This is a genomic window from Frateuria flava, assembly GCF_017837635.1.
In the GTDB taxonomy this organism is placed as follows: Bacteria; Pseudomonadota; Gammaproteobacteria; order Xanthomonadales; family Rhodanobacteraceae; genus Frateuria_A; species Frateuria_A flava.
In genome coordinates, this window is record NZ_JAGJRS010000016.1 from 1 (window position 1) to 17,257 (window position 17,257).

The window sequence follows — 17,257 nt, forward strand, 5'->3', positions numbered from 1 at the left end:
GCTTCGATCCGGCCCTCCACAGCACTTGACCGGCAACACAGTTGCTTCCCCCGTAAACGGGGGAAGGATCACTTGGCGATTCCCGGTAGGCGACGCGCAAGACGGCTTGGGAGCCTAGCCCAACCTCCACGCGACGATCCGTCCATGAGCCACCACGTACCGGAAGTTCGGTTTCGCCGAGGTGGGCGATCACGTGTTTGCGGTGGGAAGCGATCCCCAACGGGACCTTGTGTTGGCGAGGCCGGTGACGGCCTCGCCGTGAGGGTGGGCTGAAGCCCACCCTGCGGGCCCGGGCTCAGTGCGGCAGGTGTTCCGAATTGCCGGCCGCGTGTCCCAGCGGGCAGCCGGTCGACGCACCGCCCTGCCCGCGCGTGAATCGCCATGGCAGCAGCATGGGTACGTCGCGCTGGTAGCTGCGGTAGGTGTCGCCGTACTGGGCGATGAGGTCGCGCTCCTCCAGGAACCTGACGGCGAGCAGGATGTAGCCGGTGGTCATCAGGGCGAACAGCAGGTGCCCGGCGGTCATGTCCGGGGTCGACCAGAATGCGATCAGGAAGCCAAGCATCAGCGGGTGGCGCACGATGCGGTAGTAGGCGCGGGTGACGAAGGGCGCATCGCGCTCAGGCCCGCGCCGGCGCGCGTAGGACCACACCTGGCGCAGGCCGAACAGGTCGAAGTGGTTGATCACGAAAGTGCCCGTCAGCACCAGCAGCCAGCCGATCGCGGCCAGGGCGTAGAGCGCCCAGCGGGCCGGTGGGTTGTCGACCTGCCAGATCACCAGCGGCAGCGTGCGCCACTGCCAGAACAGCAGGATCAGCGCCACGCTGCTGGCAAGCACATAGGTGCTGCGTTCGATCGGCGCGGGAACGTAGCCCGCCCACCAGCGCTTGAACGCCGGGCGGGCCATGCCGCTGTGCTGAACAGCGAACAGGCCGAGCAGCAGCAGGTCGATCACCAGCGCGACGGCTGGCGTGTCTGTCAGGCCGTCGTCGATGGTGCGCGGCACGCCCAGGCCGCTGACGAAGCCGATGGCGTAGAGGAAAGTGAGCAGGAAGACCGCGTAGGCGACGGCACCGTATAGCAGGGCAAGCAGGCGTGACATGGCGGAAATCTCGATGTGAGGGAGCCGGTGGTGGACGGAGGAACAGGGCCGATCGCCGGGATGACGGGATGGGCTCGGGGCGCGCCCCGTCCGGCTTTCGGGCACCTTTCCCCGGCGGGATGGTTGGCGCTCAGAGGGCCGACAGGAACGCCACCAGGTCGCGCTTCTGCTGCGCGCTCATGTGGATCTGGAAGCGGGTGTCGTAAAAGTTGACGACGTCGCCCAGGGTGGCGGCCGAGCCGTTGTGGAAGTAGGGCGCGCGCGCGGCCAGGCCGCGCAGGATCGGGCCCTTGAACTTGCCGATGTCGGACCATTTGCCGGTGATCATCGCCAGGCCCGGGTCGGTGGTCTGCACGCGCTTGCCGGTGGCAAGGTTGGTGAGCGTGTACAGCGGCAGGTCGGGTGTGCGCCGGCTGGCGTCGGCGATGCCGATGTTCACCGGCAACGCGACAGAGTGGTTGCCGATGTTGGGCGCGTTGTGGCAACTGCTGCAGCTGCCGCGGATGAGCGCCTTGCCGGTGACGTCATTCAAGCCCGCGACGCCGGTGATGTTCATGCGCATGGCATTGAACAGCTTCTCGCCGCGGGCGATGGCGGCACGGGCGCGTCCGCGGCGGTCGCGGCCGGATCGACCGGGGTCGTCCCAGTTGTCGAACAGGTGCATGGCGTTCTCGTCGAACGCATCGCCGGTCGGGTCATTGCCCAGCGTGTCGTTGATGCCGATCCAGAAGCGCTGCAGGGCGAGGATGGCCGGGCCACCCAGCGCATCGGCCTCGTTGAGTCGGCCGGCGGCCTTGTCGTCCATCTGCGCGGTAACCAGGTGCAGCTCGAACTCGACGATGCTGTCGATGATCGCGTCGGAGGGGGCGCGCGCGGCCTGTTCGTGGCCGAGGATGGCGTTGCGTGCCTGCTGGGCCAGGCTGCTGCGCAGGTCCTGCAAGTCGATGCCGGCGTCCATCGGTGGGTTGAACGGGGTGAAGGTCTCCCGCGCGTCCCACATCACGGCAGTGAGCCAGATCAGGTTGGTCGAGGGCAGTGGGCGGCGGAACAGCGACAGTTCGTGCGCGCTGGCGTAGCCGTACGGGTCGTCCACCCCGTCAAGGCGGAACTGCGCGTTGGGCGGGATCGGCATGCCGATGCGGATCAGGCCGCGGTTGAGCAGCAAGGCATAGGCGCTGCGGCGGGCTTCGACGGAAGAGACGTCGGCCAGCGGCGAGACCGCACCGTCGACCGGGGCGAAAATCGGATCCATGCCGCTGGTGCGGGCGAAGCGCTGGCGCAGCTCCTGCGGCGTCACCGACCAGCCCTGCGCCTGGCGATGGCAGGAATCGCAGGTGCGGCCGTTGCTGCCGAAGCCCTGGAAGAAGGCGTTGTTGTGGTCGATGCGCCCGGTGGGCGTGGTGGTCTGCACCCAGCCGGAATCGTCGGGCGATGCCAGCGGATTGCCGCGCGCGGGATTGGCCTGCTGGGCGTGGGCCGCGCTCGCGCCGAGCAGGAGCGCGGCAAGGGTGGCGGCCAGTCGCCGGGTGGCGGCGGGTCGAGTGGCGTAGAGGGTGGACATGTGGTGGTTCCCGTGTGTCGGTGGCGCCGGGTTGCAAAGGGCGTGGCACGACGGGGAACACTGGGCGGCGGGGAAGTGCGACATGGGGCGCGAGGGAGGTGTTCGAAGTCATCGCCACTCGAGCGGATCAGCTCCCTCTCCCCGCTGGGGAGAGGGTTGGGGTGAGGGGTCGCACTGGCGAGGAACCACCCCTCGTCCAAAGCTTCTGAAAAGCCGCCGTGCCGACACGTTTCCCGCGAGCCCCGGCCCCTCACCCTGCCCTCTCCCCGGAGGGGAGAGGGTTCAAGCGGCGGTGCGCCGGGTGTGCCGACGCACTCAACATTCGAGCGCAATCGGCTCCCTCTCCCCGCCGGGGAGAGGGTTGAGGTGAGGGGTCGCACTGCAGAGGACTCACCTCGTCCAAAGCTTCTGAAAAGCCGCCGCGCCGACTCGCTTCCCGCCAGCCCCGGCCCCTCACCCTGCCCTCTCCCCGGAGGGGAGAGGGTTCAAGCGGCGGTGCGCGGGGTGTGTCGACGCACTCGCCATTGGAGCGCAATCAGATCCCTTTCCCCGCAAGGCAGAGGGTTCAAGTGGCGGTGGGCAGGATCTGTCGACGCCATCGCCATGCGCGCCGGATCAGCTCCCTCTCCCCGCCGGGGAGAGGGTTGGGGTGAGGGGTCGCACTGGCGAGGAACCACCTCGTCCAAAGTTTGTGAAAAGCCGCCGCACCGACGCCCTCCCCGGCGAGCCCCGGCCCCTCACCCTGCCCTCTCCCCGGAGGGGAGAAGGTTCAAGTGTCGGTGCGCGGGATGTGTCGAGGGCCATCGCCATTCGAGCACGATCAGCGCCCTCTCCCCGCCGGGGAGAGGGTTCAAGCGCGGGGTTACCTGGTGGCGTTCGCCTTGAGCCCGGCGCGCCACTGAGCCAGGCGGGCGCCGACCGGCCAGGCGTGGATGCGGCCGAGCGCAGTGTCGAATGCGCGGTTGTCGATCACGGCGACGCGGGGCGCTCCGGCCGCGGCGGCGGCGAGGGTGAGTTGCGCTTCCAGGCGCCAGGGATGGCTGGGCGGGGCCTGCGCGCGATCCAGCGCGGCGAGCAGTTGCCGTGCGGTGCGTCCGGCGGCGGCATCGTGGCCCAGGGCGCTGGCCAGGCGGGTGGTGTCGATCAGGTACAGCGGCCATGACAAGGGGTCGTCGGCGTGCACGGGGGCGTTGAACGCGGCCGCCCTGGCGTAGGCCGCCTCGGCGCCGCTACGGTCGCCCGCGGCAGCCAGTGCGCGGCCGTGCTCGATGCCGGCCAGCGCCACGGTGACGGTGCGGGCGCGCTGGCAGGTGGCGCCGTCGGCCAATGCACGCGTCGCGGCGGCAACGGCCTCCTGCGGCTGGCGCAGAAGAAGCCGGGCGCGCGATTGCTGCAGTTCGCTCCATGCGATCGAGCAACGCGACGACTCGCGTGCGCGCTGCGTGTCGAGCAGCGCATGCACCTGGGCCAGCGCGTCGGTGGCGTTCTCGCGCGCGAGCAATACGTCGATGCGCTGCACGCGCGGCTCCAGCGGCTTGCGGTGCAGGCTGTCGCCGAGCGAATCGACCAGCGCCTGGGCCTTGACCGCGTCGGCCTCGGCAGCATCGAGTTGGCCGCGGTAGAGCGCGATCTTCGACTCGAGCTCGACCGTGTTGGCCAGGCTCATGGGCGTGGCGTCACGCTGCTTGCGCGCCAGCGCCTCGTCGGCCAGCGCGCGCCCCTCGGCGATGCGGTCGGCATCGAGCAACACGCTGGCGAGGTCGTGGGTGGCGAAGCCGAGCTGGTCGCACCGCGTCCCGGCGGCGCAGTCGGCGCGATAGGCGGCGATCATCTGGCGGCCGTAGGCCACCGCCTGCACCATGTGGCCGCGGCCGTCCTCGACCGCCATGGCGATCTTCAGCAGCTCGGCGCGCGACACGTCCGAGGGCAGGCGCCGCGGCGCGATGGCGAGCAACGGGGCCAGGTGCCGCGCGGCTTCGTCGTACTTGCCTAGGCGGACCAGCGTGCGCACCAGGCCCATGCCGGTCTGCACGCGCACGGAGGAGGCCTCGGGCAGCGTCGCGGCGTTGGCTTCGGCAGCCCGCAGCAACGTCTCCGAGCGCTCTGGGTCGCCCATGTCCCGCAGCACGTTGCCGAGTGTGTAGAGCAGTTCGGCGTGCAGGTCGGGCTGGTCGCGCAGTTTCTGTGGCAGGCTTTCGGCGGCGTTGTAGACCAGGGTCGGCACGTCGGGGCGCTGGCTGGCGGGCACGTCCGGCGCGGTGCTGCCGAGCAGGTCGACGACGAAGTCGCGGATCGCCTCGGCGCGCTGCGCTTCGTGCCGCGCCGCGCGCGCCTGCCACAGCGCGGCCGAGAGCGAGACGAGGATGGCGAGCAGGAACGTGACGGTGATCGCCACGCCGCCGCGGTGCCTCGCGGCGAACTTGCCCGCCCGATACCAGCGCGAGGGTGGATGGGCCTGCACCGGTTGGCTGTCGAGGTGACGTTCGATGTCTTCGGCCAGCGCGCCGGCGGAGGTGTAGCGCCGCTCGGGCTCCGGGCACGCGGCCTTCAGCACGATGTTGTCCAGGTCGCCGCGCAGCTTGCGTCGCAGCGGCGCGACGGCGGCTGGCGAGGGCGTGAGGCCGTAGGCGCCGGCGAGGGTCGGGGTGTCGGTGCGCGACGGTGGCGTGGTGGCGGTGCTGGCGGCGCGGCGGCGACCACTGAGCAGCTCGTCCAGCAGGATGCCCAGGGCGTAGACATCGGTGGCGGTGGTGATCGGTTGCTGGGCGAATTGCTCCGGTGCGGCGTACGCCGGGGTGAGCGCGCAATGCTGCGTACGCGGAGCGGCATCGATCTCTTCGTCGAGCAGCTTGGCGATGCCGAAGTCCAGCAGCTTGACGTCGCCCTCGGGGGTGACCAGGACATTGGAGGGCTTGAGGTCGCGATGCACGATGAGCGCGCGATGGGCGGTCTCCACCGCGCGGCATACCATCAGAAACAGCACCAGCCGCTGGCGCAGGGCCAGCCGGCGCTCGCGCGCGTAGCCGGTGATCGGCTGGCCATCGACCAGTTCCAGCGCGATATAAGCCTGGCCGCCGTCGGTGATGCCGCCCTCGATCAGCCGCGCGATGCCAGGATGGCGCAGCCGCGCCAGTGCCTCGCGCTCGCGGCGGAACTGGTTTTGCGACTCGACGGTGTAGAGGCCGCGTGCGAGCAACTTGATCGCCACTTCTTGACGCACGCCTTCGCTCTCGCGGAAGGCGCGGAAGACGGTGGAGGAACCGCCCTCGCCCAGTACCTCGACCAGCTCGAACGGGCCAATCGTGCTGCCCGCCGGAAGCGCGTCGCTGACGCTGGCATCGCCGATCGCCTGCGCGGCCCGCGCCGCGTCGCCCGTGGAGAGCAACTCACCCTCGGTGGCGTCGGCGGCCAGCATGCGTTCCAGTTGCGCGCGCTGGCCGGGGTCGGGGCAGCGTTCGGCGAGAAGGCGCGCGCGCGCGCGTTCCGGCAGCGGCAGGGCCGCTTCGAACAAGTCGCGCAACGACGGTATGGATGCCACGGCGCCTCTCCTGACGGTTGGCCCTGCCCATCGATAAACCCCGGATGGGTGCGGTTTGCGACCTGTCGCCAGTCTCGCTCTTCTGCGGGCACATCGGCGGCAGAGGGTGGGGTCGCTTCGCCCCTTTGCGGCTTTCTTCGCGCTTCGCGTGGGGCCCTAATCCATGCGGGCCTTGATGAAGGCGCGGGCGAAGCGCCAGTCGCGGTCGATGGTGCGGCGGCACAGGCCCAGCGTTTCGCCGACCTGCTCCAGGCTCAGGCCGGCGAAGAAGCGAAGTTCGACGACCTGCGCGGCGCGCGCGTCGGCCTGCTCCAGCTCGTCCAGCGCGGCGTCCAGCGCGAGCGCCTGCTCGGCGGTGTCCAGCGCGAGCCTGAGCGACTGGTCGTCCAGCGTGACGCGCTGCCACTGGCCGCCGGCGCACAGCCGCAGGCGGTCGCGGGCGCGGTTGATCAGCAGGTGGCGCATGGCACGTGCGGCGTAGCTGAAGAACTGCGCCGGGTGCTCGAACTGCAGGCCCTCGCGCTGGCCCATGCGCAGGTAAAGCTCGTGCACCAGCTCGGTGGTGTCCAGGGTGGCGTTGCGGCGGCTGGCCAGTTGCTTGGCCGCCATCGCCTTCAGGCGCGCGTAGACCGTGACGAACAGCGCCTCGGCCGACTGGTCGAGCGACGTGGGCGTGGGCATCGCGAAGCACCCCGCTGTGGCAGGTCTCAACGGGGGGATGGTACGCCTTTGGGGGTGGGGAAGCCGTTGGCTCGCCAAGCAGACTCACCCATGCCGGTCAGGCTCTGCTGGTCGGAGCCCGGTCGGCGTTCCGTCCCGGCATGGGGACCTGGACTCCCCCATTCCCCGGCGTCATTGCCGCGAAAGCGGGAGACGCTTTTCAACCGCGAATGCCAGTCATTCCATCCCGCCTGGATGAACCGGAACGGACTTTCGCGTGCGCGGTAAGGACATCCGGTTGAAGCGGCCCGCGCTGCTCCGAGACCGGCGTTGATCAGGCACGTGCGGGAGGTCTGGGGTGACGCGATGCACTCCTCCGGCAAAGCGCAAAGGTCGGTTGTTCACCAGGCCGGTGGCGGCGGCGGCGCCTCCGCCGACGGGAAAGCCGATAGCTGCTGCAGCGTCCTGCCATCGAACCTGAGCGCGACGGCGCAGGGAACATAGCGTGCCGGGGGTGGCGGGAAAGCGAGCCCTGCCACGGCGCGAGCGAAACAGATGCCCAGCTCGTCGGCCGGCGCCACTTGCGTGTTGACCATGCGCCCGTCCTGCAGCACGAAACCGACAAGCAGGTATTCGGCGGCCGCTGGTTGCGGGTGCTGCCGTACGCAGGCCTTGAACATTGCTGCGAGCGTGTCTGCCGTTCGGCCCTCGCGCAGCGATTGGTCGTAGGCACCGCCAAGCGTGGTGGCATGGCCTATCTGGGCGCGCGCGTAGGTCTCCTGGAACGCGCTGTGCAGGTACCCGCTGCTGTCGGAAGCCGCGGCAGCCGTACCGAGGCCGCAGACGAGCATGGCAACGCCCAGCAATGGCCGCAGACTCCCGCGCACGTTCACTTCCGCAATCGCGGGATCCCGTGCTCGTCGCGCTCTTCCACTGCCAGCGAGCGCGTGTCCGGATGGGACAGCCGGCCGTCCCGCGGCAGGTCGAGCGTGGCATCGCCGCGGGTGAGCGCCAGCGCGTTGCGGTAACAGCGCTGGGCCAGCGGAATGTCGCCCTGGCCGATGCAGGCGTCGCCCATCGCTTCCCAGGCGCCGGGGCTGGGTGCGATGGCGAGCGAGCGTTCGAGGTAGGTGCGCGCCTTGCCCCACAGTTGCTGGCGCACGCACATGCGGCCGAGTGCGAGCAGCAGACCCGGGTCGTTCGGATGGGCGTCGAGCCAGGCTTCGGCGCGGCGCAGACGGGTGTCCAGGTCGTCGCCCTCGAGCGTGCCCCAGGTTTCGGCCAGCTGCGGCGACCACTCGCGGCGCAGGGCCGATTCGAGTTCGTCCATCGCGGGCAGCGCCAGGCCGAAGGCGGCGGCGCGGCGGGCATAAGCGTCGATCACCGCGGGCGCGCGGCGCTGGCCCTTGGGCAGTTGCGACCACAGCGCATTGAGCGCCTGGCCGTCGGGCGCGGCGAGGAGGGCAGCGACCAGTACCTGGGTTTCCAGCGCAGCGTAGCGCTGCGTGCCGAGCGCGCCGCTCTTCTGCAGCGGCTCCAGCGCGGCCAGCGCGCGTCGCGGTTCGCCGGCGGCCAGCGCCGCCAGCGCCAGTTCGTGCCAGCCACCGGGGGTGAGGCTGCCGCTGTCGGCTTCCGGGCCGAGCAGCGCCAGCGCCTCGGCGGGTTTGCCGTCACGGCGCAGCACCCGCGCGCGTACCACGCGCGCTGCCTGCGGCGCGACTTGGCCGGCCCGGTTGAGTGTTTCCAGCGCGCGCGCCGGTTCACCGCGGCGCGAGGCAGCCTCGGCGGCCGCGACCAGCGCCGGGCCGCGCAATTCATCCAGGCGGGCGGCCCGCTCCAGGTCGCGCTCGGCTTCGCCATGACGACCTTCCATCAGCGCGACCAGGCCGCCACCCAGGCGTTGGCGGCTGACCCGGCGATGCCGCCGCGACATCGCGCCGAACGGCCAGCGCGCCAGCCGCCACAGGCCGGCCAGGAGCGCCCAGGCCAGCACCACGATCGCCAGCGCGACGACCACGGTGGTTTCCACGCGCCAGCCGCGCAGGCGCACCAGCACGTAACCCGGGTCCTCGGCGACCCAGTGCCAGCCGAACGCGGCCAGCGCCGCGACCACGATCAGCAGCAACAGCCAGCGCCAGAGCTTCACGGCCGCTGCCCCGTGCTGGCCGCGCGTGCCGGCGTGGCATCGACCGCCTTGAGCGCGTGCACCGCGCGCAGGTTGCGCAGTTCGGCCAGCGCGGCGCCCAACTGCACCGGCGTGGCGGGTTTGAGCGTCGAGGCGAGATTCGCCAGCTCGGCCTGGACGTGCGCGACGGACGGCTCGGCGGTGTCGAACTGCGCGGCAATGCTTGCCTGCGCGCGAACGATGGCGGCGTGCACGGCGTCGACGTCGGCGGCCAGCAGCGCGGCCTGCGCCTGGGCCAGGTCGAGCGCGGTCAGCTCACGCGCGAAGCGCGCATCGGCCACCGCCAGCGGTGCGCCGTTGTCGCGCTGCACGTTGACCACGCTGCCCAGCGCATGGCGGATGCGCGCCCAGGCACCGGGGTTGGCCGGTACCGTGGCGGTGTCCTCGCGCTTGAGCGGGAGCGTCCCGACGGCACCACGGAGCTGTTGCAGGGTGTCGATCGCACGGGTGCGCGGCACGCTCTGCTCCAGCGCCTCGCGCTCGGCGGCGAGGCTCTGGCGCACGCCGGAGAAGGCACCGTCGTTCACCGCGGCGAGTGCCTGGTCGGCCAGTGCGTAGGCGGTCGCCGCGCCCTGTGCGTCATGGAACAACGCGTAGCGTTGCTGGCCCATGCGCAGCAGGGTTTCGGTTTCGTCCAGCAGCATCGCGTCGTGGCCCGACAGGCTCTTTTCCGACAGCTTGGCGACCGCGTCCTCCAGGTTTCGCAGGCGCTCGGACTGGCCGAGCATTTCCTCGCGCAGGCTGCGGTTGACCTGCTCCGCGTCGCCCAGGCGCTGGCGCAGCGAGGAGCGCTCGTCGCCCAGCGTGGTGAGGGTGTCTTCCAGGTGGCCCACGCGCTGGTCGAGGTGGTCGCTGGCCGCGCCCTGCATCTGCTGCCACTGGCGCCAGGCCACGTAGCCGGCCAGGACCAGCGCGAGCAGGCCGATCAGCAGCGCGAGGGCGAGCGTGCCACCGCGGCGTGGGGCGGGCGCGGGACGCGGGGCGGCGGCCGGAACCGGCGCGGCGGGACGATCGAAAGCGAGGTCGTCTTGGTTCATGCGCGCCATGCTAGCAGGCCGCTTGGCGGGGTTCGCATGACCCGTGTGAAGCCGTCGGCGGCCAGGGCTGGAGCGCACTCGGCGCGCGACCGCGACGCGCGGCAGGCCGGCTCCGGGCCCTGTGCATGGCGGTCGCGCACAGGGTTCGCTCCTGCAGGGTCAGCGGGAGGCGCTGAGGAGATCGGCGGGCATCGCCGAGGGGGCGCGACGGATGTGGCGGAAGCCCGCCTCGCGCGCGGCGGCCTGCAGGCGCTCGCTGCTGACCACGGCGACGGCGTGGCACAGACGCGCCCACGCATCCGGCGGCAGGCCCGCATGCAGGTTCGCAAGCGCCTGCGCGCTGGACAGCAGCACGCGGGCGCCCGGGCGCAGTTGCCGTACCGCCTCGACGTGCCGGCGGTCCAGCCGCGGCGCGGTGCGCCGATAGACCCACACTTCGCGCAGCCGCGCGCCGCCATCGAGCAGACGTTGCTGCAACAGGCCGCGGCCGCCGGAGGCGCCGATCAGCGCCACGCCGCGACCCTGCACATCACGCAGCGCGGGCAGGTCGAGCAGGCCTTCGCTGTCCTGCTGCCGCGTGGGCGCCTGCACGGCAAGGCCATGGCGCCGCAACGCGGCGGCGGTGCCCTGCCCGACCGCCAGCACCGAAGCGCGCGTGCGCAACGGCGCCAGCGCGGCAGCGAAGCGCACCGCGGCGGGGCTGGTGAACAGCAGCAGGTCGTCCTGGCGCAGGGCCTCGCGCAACGCCGCGCGCGCGCCGTCCTCGCCCGCGCGCAACGCCAGCCCGGGCAGCAGCAGCGGCACCCCGCCGCGTGCGCGCACCTGGCGCGCGAAGGCCGAGGCGGTGCCGGCAGGACGGGTGATCACGATCACGCGGCCGTCGAGCCCGCCGGAGGAGGAAGCGTGTGGCACCGCGTGGGCCCATGCAGCCGGAACAGGCGGGCAGTGTAAGCCGCTCGCTACACTTGCCGCTTTCCCTCCCCGTGTCGAACCGTGACTGCCGATTCCCGACTGCTTGCCGACGAACTGATTAGCTTCATCCGCGACAAGATCCCGCTTGCCCGCGCCATGGACCTGCGCCTGCACCGCTACGACGCGGAGCGCCTCGCGCTGGCCGCGCCGCTGGCGCCCAACGTGAACGACAAGGGCTGCGCCTTCGGCGGCAGCCTGGCCAGCGTGATGACACTCGCCGGCTGGGCACTGGTGGAGCTCGAACTGAAGCGGCGCGGCGAGGACTGCGACGTGTTCGTCGGCGACTCGCAGGTGCGCTACCTGGAGCCGGTGTGGGACGACTTCCGCGCCGAGGCGCGACTGGCCGAGGATGCGGACTTCGCGACGTTCTTCGCCACGCTCGCCGAGCGCGGCAAGGCGCGCATCGACGTGCGCTGCGAAGTACCCGGCAGTGGCGCTCGCCCGGCTGCCACGCTGCAGGCCCGCTTCGTCGCCAAGCGGCGCGCTGGGGCACAATGACATCCTGTTTCCGTAAGGGGATCGTCCATGCGTCGCTATCTGTTCCCGCTGCTCGCGCTCGTCGCGATGCTCTGCGCCGGCTGCGCCACCGACCAGCGCAACCAGGCGCTGGTCACCACGCTCAATGCCTACGCCAGCACGTTGCGCTGGGGCGACTTCCGGAGCGCGCAACAGTTCATCGACCCGAAGGTGCGCGAGGCCAATCCGGTCAGTTCGCTGGATCTGGCGCGTTACGAGCAGGTGCGCGTGACCGGTTACGACGAGGGCGCCGGTCCCGTGCCCGACGGCGAGAACCAGGTGCGGCAGGTGGTGCAGATCAGCCTGGTCAACGTGAACACACAGTCCGAGCGGACCGTGGTCGATCGGCAGAGCTGGCGTTACGACGCGCAGAAGAAGCGCTGGTGGCTGATGAGCGGGTTGCCGGATATCACGCGGGAATAGGTGTTCGGCGGCCTCTCCCGGTCATGACCGGGGGAGAGCTCTGGAGTGGGGGGCCTTAGCGGAGCCCCCCCAGAGCTGTCGCTCCACCGACCTTCCCCGCGAGCCCCGGCCCCTCACCCAAACCCTCTCCCCGGCGGGGAGAGGGCTTCAGAGCGCGAGGGGCGACCTTTGCGCCTGCTCGTGCAGTCCCGGATAATCGCCGGTTTGCGCATCCGGCCAGACCCGCCATGAACGACTTCCTGCACAAGCTCCCCACCTTCGTGGGCAACCACCTCGCGCTGTCGGCGTTGTTCGTGATCATCCTGCTCGCGCTGGTGGCGATGGAGTTCGGTCGCCTGCTGCGCAAGTACAAGGAGCTGACCCCGGGCGGGCTGACCCTGCTGATCAACCGCGAGACCCCCCTGCTGGTGGACCTGTCCGCCCGCGCCGATTTCGAGAAGATGCACGTGCCCGGCGCGCGCCACGTGCTGCCCAGCCAGTTCGACCCCGAACACAAGGACCTGGCCAAGGCCAGGGACCTTCCGGTGGTGGTGATGGACAAGGACGGCCGCGGCTCCGACAAGGCCGCGCAGCGGCTGGTCAAGGCCGGCTTCACCAGGGTCTACACCCTCGGTGGCGGCGTGCTGGCCTGGCAGCAGGCGCAGCTGCCGCTGGCCAAGGGCAACAAGTAACCCGGGACGGCTGGCCGTCTATCCGCCGATCCCGGCGCGGCCGGCCAGGATCTGCGCCAGCACATCGGGCGCGTATTCGAACGAATCGAAATAGAGCCGCTCGTCGGGCAGCCCGGCCTCGGCGAAGGTCTGCCGGCCGGCGTCGATCATCGCCGGCGGACCGCTCATGTAAACCTCGTGGCCGGACAGGTCCGGCTGGTCCTCCAGCACCGCCTCGTGCACCAGGCCGGCGCGCACGCCCGAGGCGGCGGCCTGCTCGGGGTCGGACAGGACCGGGTGGAAGGCAAGGTTCGGCGCCTCGCGCGCCCAGCGCTCGGCGAGTCCGCGCAGGTACAGGTCACCGGCGCTGCGCGCGCCCCAGTACAACGCCATCGGCCGGCGCGTGGGCAGCGCCAGGAAATGCTCGACGATCGCCTTGACCGGCGCGAAGCCGGTGCCGCCGGCCATGAACACCATCGGCCGCTCCGAGTCCTCGCGCGGCACGAAGGTGCCCAGTGGCCCCTCGACGTGCAGCCGCGCGCCGATCGCCAGGCCCTCGTGCACCCAGGACGTGAAGCCGCCGCCGGCGACGTGCCGCACGTGCAGCTCGATGCTGCCGTCCGGCTTCGGTCCGCTGGCGATCGAGAACGGCCGGCGCCTGCGCTCCTCCAGCAGCACGTCCAGGTACTGGCCCGGCAGCCAGTTGAGCGGTTTCTGGCCGGCCACGGGACGCAGCACCAGACCGGTGACGTCCGGCGCCAGCGATTGCTTGCCGGTCACCTCGACGGTGAGGCGGCGGCGCGCGATGTCTTCCACCGAAGTGACCTCGCGCGCGGCGATGGTCAGGTCGCTGGCCGGCACCGCCTGGCACAGCAGGATCGCGTGGCGCGCCATCGCGCTGCCGCTCAGCGCGACCGGCGGATTGCGCGGATAGCCGCACTCGCCGGCCAGCAGGGTGGCCTTGCAACTGCCGCAGACGCCGGCGCGACATGAATACGGCAGCGCGATGCCGGCGCGCTGCGCCGCTTCGAGCACGGTTTCGCCCGGCGCGGCGGGAAAGGTGCGGCCGGAGTTCTGGAGGGTGATGGTGAACACCCGCGCATTGTCGCCGCGAGGGCCGTGGACGGACAATGCATGCTTTCCCTGGCGCGGCACGTTCCCATGGCGATCTGGAAGCAGGCACCCGACCTCGAGCGCATCAACGCGTGGAGCGACAACACGCTGATGCAGGTGCTCGGCATCCGCTTCACGGCGATCGGCGAGGACTGGCTCGCCGGCACGATGCCGGTGGATGCGCGCACGCACCAGCCGTTCGGGCTGCTGCACGGTGGCGCCTCGGTGGCGCTGGCCGAGACGCTGGGCAGCACCGGGGCGCTGCTGACGCTCGACCCGGAGCGGGAGGTGGCGGTCGGGCTGGACATCAATGCCAACCACGTGCGCGGCGCGCGTTCGGGCGTGGTCACCGGGACGGCAAAGGCGCTCCACCTGGGCCGCTCGACGCAGGTGTGGGAGATTCGCATCGCGAACGAGGAAGGCGCGCTGGTGTGCATCTCGCGGTTGACCATGGCGGTGGTGCCGCGGCGGGCGGTGGTGCGGTGAGCTGCGGACCGGCCCACACGCGCTTTGCTCCCTCTCCCCTGCGGGCGCAGGGTCGGGGTGAGGGGCCGTGGCTCGCCGGGAAAGCCTCCCGACGCGTGCAAAGCAAGACCTCGCCCTTGCGGAGCCTTTCCGCCGGGACGGCCCCCGACCCTCGCACCGGCCGGAAGAGCGGGCCAGGCGCATGATCGCGGCCCCCTACGCCAACCTCACCCCCGACCTCGTGCTCGACGCCGTCGGCGCCTGCGGCCTGTGGCCGGATGGCCGGCTGCTGGCGCTCAACAGCTACGAGAACCGTGTCTGGCAGGTCGGCATCGAGGACCAGGCGCCGGTGATCGCCAAGTTCTACCGGCCCGGGCGCTGGAGCGACCAAGCCATCGCCGAGGAGCACTCCTTCGCGCTGGAACTGGCCGCCGACGAACTGCCGGTGGTCGCGCCACTCATCTTCGACGGCCGCACCCTGCTCGATCACGCCGGCTACCGCTACGCGCTCTACCCGCGCCGTGGCGGCCGCGCGCCCTCGCTGGAATCAGCCGAGCAGCTGGAGTGGCTGGGGCGCCTGATCGCGCGCCTGCATGCGGTCGGCTCACGTTCGCCATTCGACCACCGCGAGCGTATCGACCGGGCCACGCTGATCGAGCGCCCCGCGCAGGCGGTGCTGGCCTCGCCCCTGCTGCCGTCCCACCTCGCCGAGGCCTACCGCACCGCCGTGCGCCAGCTCGACGAAGCGGTGGCCGCCCGCCAGGACGCGGTCGGTCCCGTACGCGCCCTACGGCTGCATGGCGACTGCCATCCGGGCAACCTGCTGTGGACCGATGCCGGCCCGCACTTCGTCGACCTGGACGACGCCCGCACCGGTCCGGCGGTGCAGGACCTGTGGATGCTCGCGCACGACGATGCGGCGATGGATGCGCTGCTGGCGGGCTACACGGCCATGCGCGATTTCGACCCCGCCGAGCTCGCGCTGGTCCCCGCCCTGCGCGCCATGCGCCAGGTGCACCATGCCGGCTGGATCGCGCAGCGCTGGGCCGACCCGGCGTTCCCGGCCGCGTTCCCGTTCGCGGCCGAACCACGCTGGTGGGAGCAACACGTCGCCGACCTGCACGAACTGATCGACACGCTGGACTGAAGTCGCACACGCTGCGCCGCAAACACGGCACACTCCGCGCTTTCGTCCACGGTGCACGGAACCTCTTCAATGCGCAGTTTCCTCTTCCGCCTGATCGGCATCCTCGAAATCGCCGGTGGCCTGTACGGCGCCGCGGGCGCGCTGCGCCGCCTGCTGGGGATGGGCTCGACCTTCGACATGCTGCACGCGCTGCTGGCGCTGATCGCCTTCGGCTTCGTGCTGCTGGCAGGCGTGTGGCTGGTCGAGGGGAGCGATCGCGGCGTGGCGTTTTCGCGCGTGGCGCAACTGCTGCAGCTGCCGCTGATCGCCACGCCGGTGTTCAGCTATGCGTTGCACGCGGGGGCCTTCCTCAACATCCACACCACCTTCCACCTGGCGCGGCCGTGGCTGGACTGGCACTTCGGCACGCAGGGCTTCGTGCTGGCGGTGGCCGGGCCGTCGGTGTCGCGCATCGGCGTGAACCTGCTGGCGGTGGTGTCCTGGCTGATCCTCAAGCTGCGCTAGCCGGATTGCAGGAGCGCCCTTGGGCGCGACCGCCATGTCCGGCGGCAACGCAACTTGCCGCATGGCGGTCGCGCCCAAGGGCGCTCCTGCAGGTGTCGTGGGCGGTGCCGGTATCATGGCCGGATGAACACCCCCATCCCGCACGACTCCACCGCGCTGCCGCGCATCCGCCTCAAATCCGACCGCGCGCCGGGCCATCCATGGGTGTGGTCGGCGCAGGTGTACAAGCCCGAGCAGCGGCTGCCGCCGGGCAGCGTGGTCGAGGTGGTGGACAGCAAGGACCGTTTCGTCGGCCGCGGTTTCTGGAACGGCCATGCGCGCATCGCGCTGCGCCTGCTCGCCAGCGCCCAGTCCGAAGCGATCGACGCGAACTGGATCGCCGCCCGCATCGCCCGCGCCGTGCAGCTGCGTCGCGACCTGCTTCAGCTGGATCAGGCCAGCGATGCCTGGCGCGTCGTGCACAGCGAGGGCGACGGCCTGTCCGGCCTGGTGGTCGACCGCTACGCCGACATCCTGGTGATCGAGTACTTCGCCGCCGGCATGTGGAAGTTCCGCGAGGCGATCCATGCCGCGCTGCTCGAGCACTTCCCCGGCGCGCGGCTGTACTGGTTTGCCGAAAACCACGTGCAGAAGCAGGAATCCTTCGACTGCCGCAGTCCCGAACCGCCGGCGCCAGTCCAGGTACACGAGCACGGACTCGCCTTCCACGCGGCCCCGGGGCTGGGCCACAAGACCGGCTTCTTCGCCGACCAGCGCGAGAACCGCCGCCGCTTCGCCGAGTTCGCGCGCGGCCGTCGCGTGCTCGACCTGTGCTGCAACGCCGGCGGCTTCGCTGTGCATGCGATGGCCGCCGGTGCGCGCGAGGCGGTCGGCGTGGACATGGACGCGGGCATCCTCGAGATCGCGCGCGCCAATGCCGCGGCCAATCACTTGGCGATCGATTTCCAGCAGGCGGACATCTTCGAGTGGCTGCGCGAGGCGGCCGCGCGTGGCGAGCAGTACGACGCGGTGATCCTCGACCCGGCCAAGCTCACGCGCGACCGCAACAAGGTGTTCGACGCGCTGAAGAAGTACTTCGCGATGAACCGCCTGGCGCTGGACGTGATCCCGCCCGGCGGCCTGCTGCTGACCTGCTCGTGCACCGGCCTGGTGGCCGAGGCGGATTTCCTGGAGATGCTGCGCCGCGTGGCGCTCAACGCCGGCCGCGAGATCCAGGTGCTGCAGGTGGCCGGCGCCGGCGCCGACCACCCGGTGCGTGCCGACGTGCTGGAGGGCCGCTACCTCAAGGCAGTGTTCTGCCGCGTCGAGTGATGCGTAGGGTGGGCTTCAGCCCACCGCTGTATCGCCGCCGATCCGAGGGTGGGCTCGAGCCCACCCTGTGCCT

Annotated in this window: 16 protein-coding genes; 7 read left to right on the forward strand and 9 right to left on the reverse strand. The window is 71.1% G+C overall.

Features of this window, described 5'->3' with window-relative positions; genetic code table 11:
• Positions 1–295: 295 nt before the first annotated feature.
• From mddA to J7I44_RS07810, 8 genes are all read right to left on the reverse strand, one after another.
• Positions 296–1,102 carry a methanethiol S-methyltransferase gene (gene mddA / locus J7I44_RS07775; RefSeq protein WP_209618526.1) on the reverse strand — a complete coding sequence of 269 codons (807 nt, stop codon included), beginning with the start codon at positions 1,100–1,102 and terminating at the stop codon, positions 296–298.
• A gap of 130 nt (positions 1,103–1,232) precedes the next feature.
• Positions 1,233–2,663: a c-type cytochrome gene (locus J7I44_RS07780; RefSeq protein ID WP_209618529.1), complete on the reverse strand. Its 1,431-nt coding sequence runs from the start codon at positions 2,661–2,663 to the stop codon at positions 1,233–1,235.
• A gap of 862 nt (positions 2,664–3,525) precedes the next feature.
• On the reverse strand, positions 3,526–6,201 hold the full coding sequence (locus J7I44_RS07785) for a serine/threonine-protein kinase (RefSeq protein ID WP_209618532.1): 2,676 nt from the start codon (positions 6,199–6,201) through the stop codon (positions 3,526–3,528).
• Between the two features lie 156 nt (positions 6,202–6,357).
• Positions 6,358–6,882: an ECF-type sigma factor gene (locus J7I44_RS07790; protein WP_209618535.1), complete on the reverse strand. Its 525-nt coding sequence runs from the start codon at positions 6,880–6,882 to the stop codon at positions 6,358–6,360.
• A 380-nt stretch (positions 6,883–7,262) separates the two neighbouring features.
• The gene (locus tag J7I44_RS07795) at positions 7,263–7,748 is read right to left on the reverse strand and encodes a hypothetical protein (RefSeq protein WP_209618539.1); all 486 of its coding nucleotides are present in this window, start codon (positions 7,746–7,748) and stop codon (positions 7,263–7,265) included.
• A gap of 2 nt (positions 7,749–7,750) precedes the next feature.
• Entirely contained in the window at positions 7,751–9,007 is a 1,257-nt protein-coding gene (locus J7I44_RS07800; protein ID WP_209618542.1) for a heme biosynthesis HemY N-terminal domain-containing protein, read from the reverse strand.
• Positions 9,004–10,083, reverse strand: a complete 1,080-nt coding sequence (locus J7I44_RS07805; protein WP_209618544.1) for a uroporphyrinogen-III C-methyltransferase — start codon at positions 10,081–10,083, stop codon at positions 9,004–9,006. Before J7I44_RS07805 ends, J7I44_RS07800 begins: the two co-directional genes overlap by 4 nt.
• A 159-nt stretch (positions 10,084–10,242) precedes the next feature.
• Complete coding sequence (locus J7I44_RS07810) at positions 10,243–10,995, reverse strand: uroporphyrinogen-III synthase (protein WP_209618547.1); 753 nt, start codon at positions 10,993–10,995, stop codon at positions 10,243–10,245.
• An 81-nt stretch (positions 10,996–11,076) separates the two neighbouring features.
• On the opposite strand from J7I44_RS07810, the gene J7I44_RS07815 reads away from it, so the two are divergent.
• The 3 genes from J7I44_RS07815 (at position 11,077) to J7I44_RS07825 (ending at position 12,665) form a co-directional block, all read left to right on the forward strand.
• Positions 11,077–11,553 (forward strand): YiiD C-terminal domain-containing protein, encoded by a 477-nt coding sequence (locus J7I44_RS07815; protein ID WP_209618550.1) that lies wholly within the window; start codon positions 11,077–11,079, stop codon positions 11,551–11,553.
• Positions 11,554–11,580: 27 nt separating this feature from the next.
• Entirely contained in the window at positions 11,581–11,994 is a 414-nt protein-coding gene (locus J7I44_RS07820) for a hypothetical protein (protein WP_209618554.1), read from the forward strand.
• Between the two features lie 227 nt (positions 11,995–12,221).
• Entirely contained in the window at positions 12,222–12,665 is a 444-nt protein-coding gene (locus J7I44_RS07825) for a rhodanese-like domain-containing protein (protein ID WP_209618559.1), read from the forward strand.
• 18 nt (positions 12,666–12,683) lie between these two features.
• On the opposite strand, the gene J7I44_RS07830 is transcribed toward J7I44_RS07825, so the two are convergent.
• Positions 12,684–13,775 (reverse strand): 2Fe-2S iron-sulfur cluster-binding protein, encoded by a 1,092-nt coding sequence (locus J7I44_RS07830; protein ID WP_209618562.1) that lies wholly within the window; start codon positions 13,773–13,775, stop codon positions 12,684–12,686.
• Positions 13,776–13,805: 30 nt separating this feature from the next.
• Between J7I44_RS07830 and J7I44_RS07835 the strand changes: the two genes are divergently transcribed.
• From J7I44_RS07835 to J7I44_RS07850, 4 genes are all read left to right on the forward strand, one after another.
• Positions 13,806–14,243 carry a hotdog fold thioesterase gene (locus J7I44_RS07835; RefSeq protein WP_209618565.1) on the forward strand — a complete coding sequence of 146 codons (438 nt, stop codon included), beginning with the start codon at positions 13,806–13,808 and terminating at the stop codon, positions 14,241–14,243.
• 181 nt (positions 14,244–14,424) lie between these two features.
• Positions 14,425–15,369 (forward strand): serine/threonine protein kinase, encoded by a 945-nt coding sequence (locus J7I44_RS07840; protein WP_209618568.1) that lies wholly within the window; start codon positions 14,425–14,427, stop codon positions 15,367–15,369.
• Positions 15,370–15,438: 69 nt separating this feature from the next.
• Complete coding sequence (locus tag J7I44_RS07845; RefSeq protein WP_209618572.1) at positions 15,439–15,873, forward strand: hypothetical protein; 435 nt, start codon at positions 15,439–15,441, stop codon at positions 15,871–15,873.
• Between the two features lie 123 nt (positions 15,874–15,996).
• Entirely contained in the window at positions 15,997–17,184 is a 1,188-nt protein-coding gene (locus J7I44_RS07850) for a class I SAM-dependent rRNA methyltransferase (protein WP_209618575.1), read from the forward strand.
• The last annotated feature ends 73 nt before the right edge of the window (positions 17,185–17,257 follow it).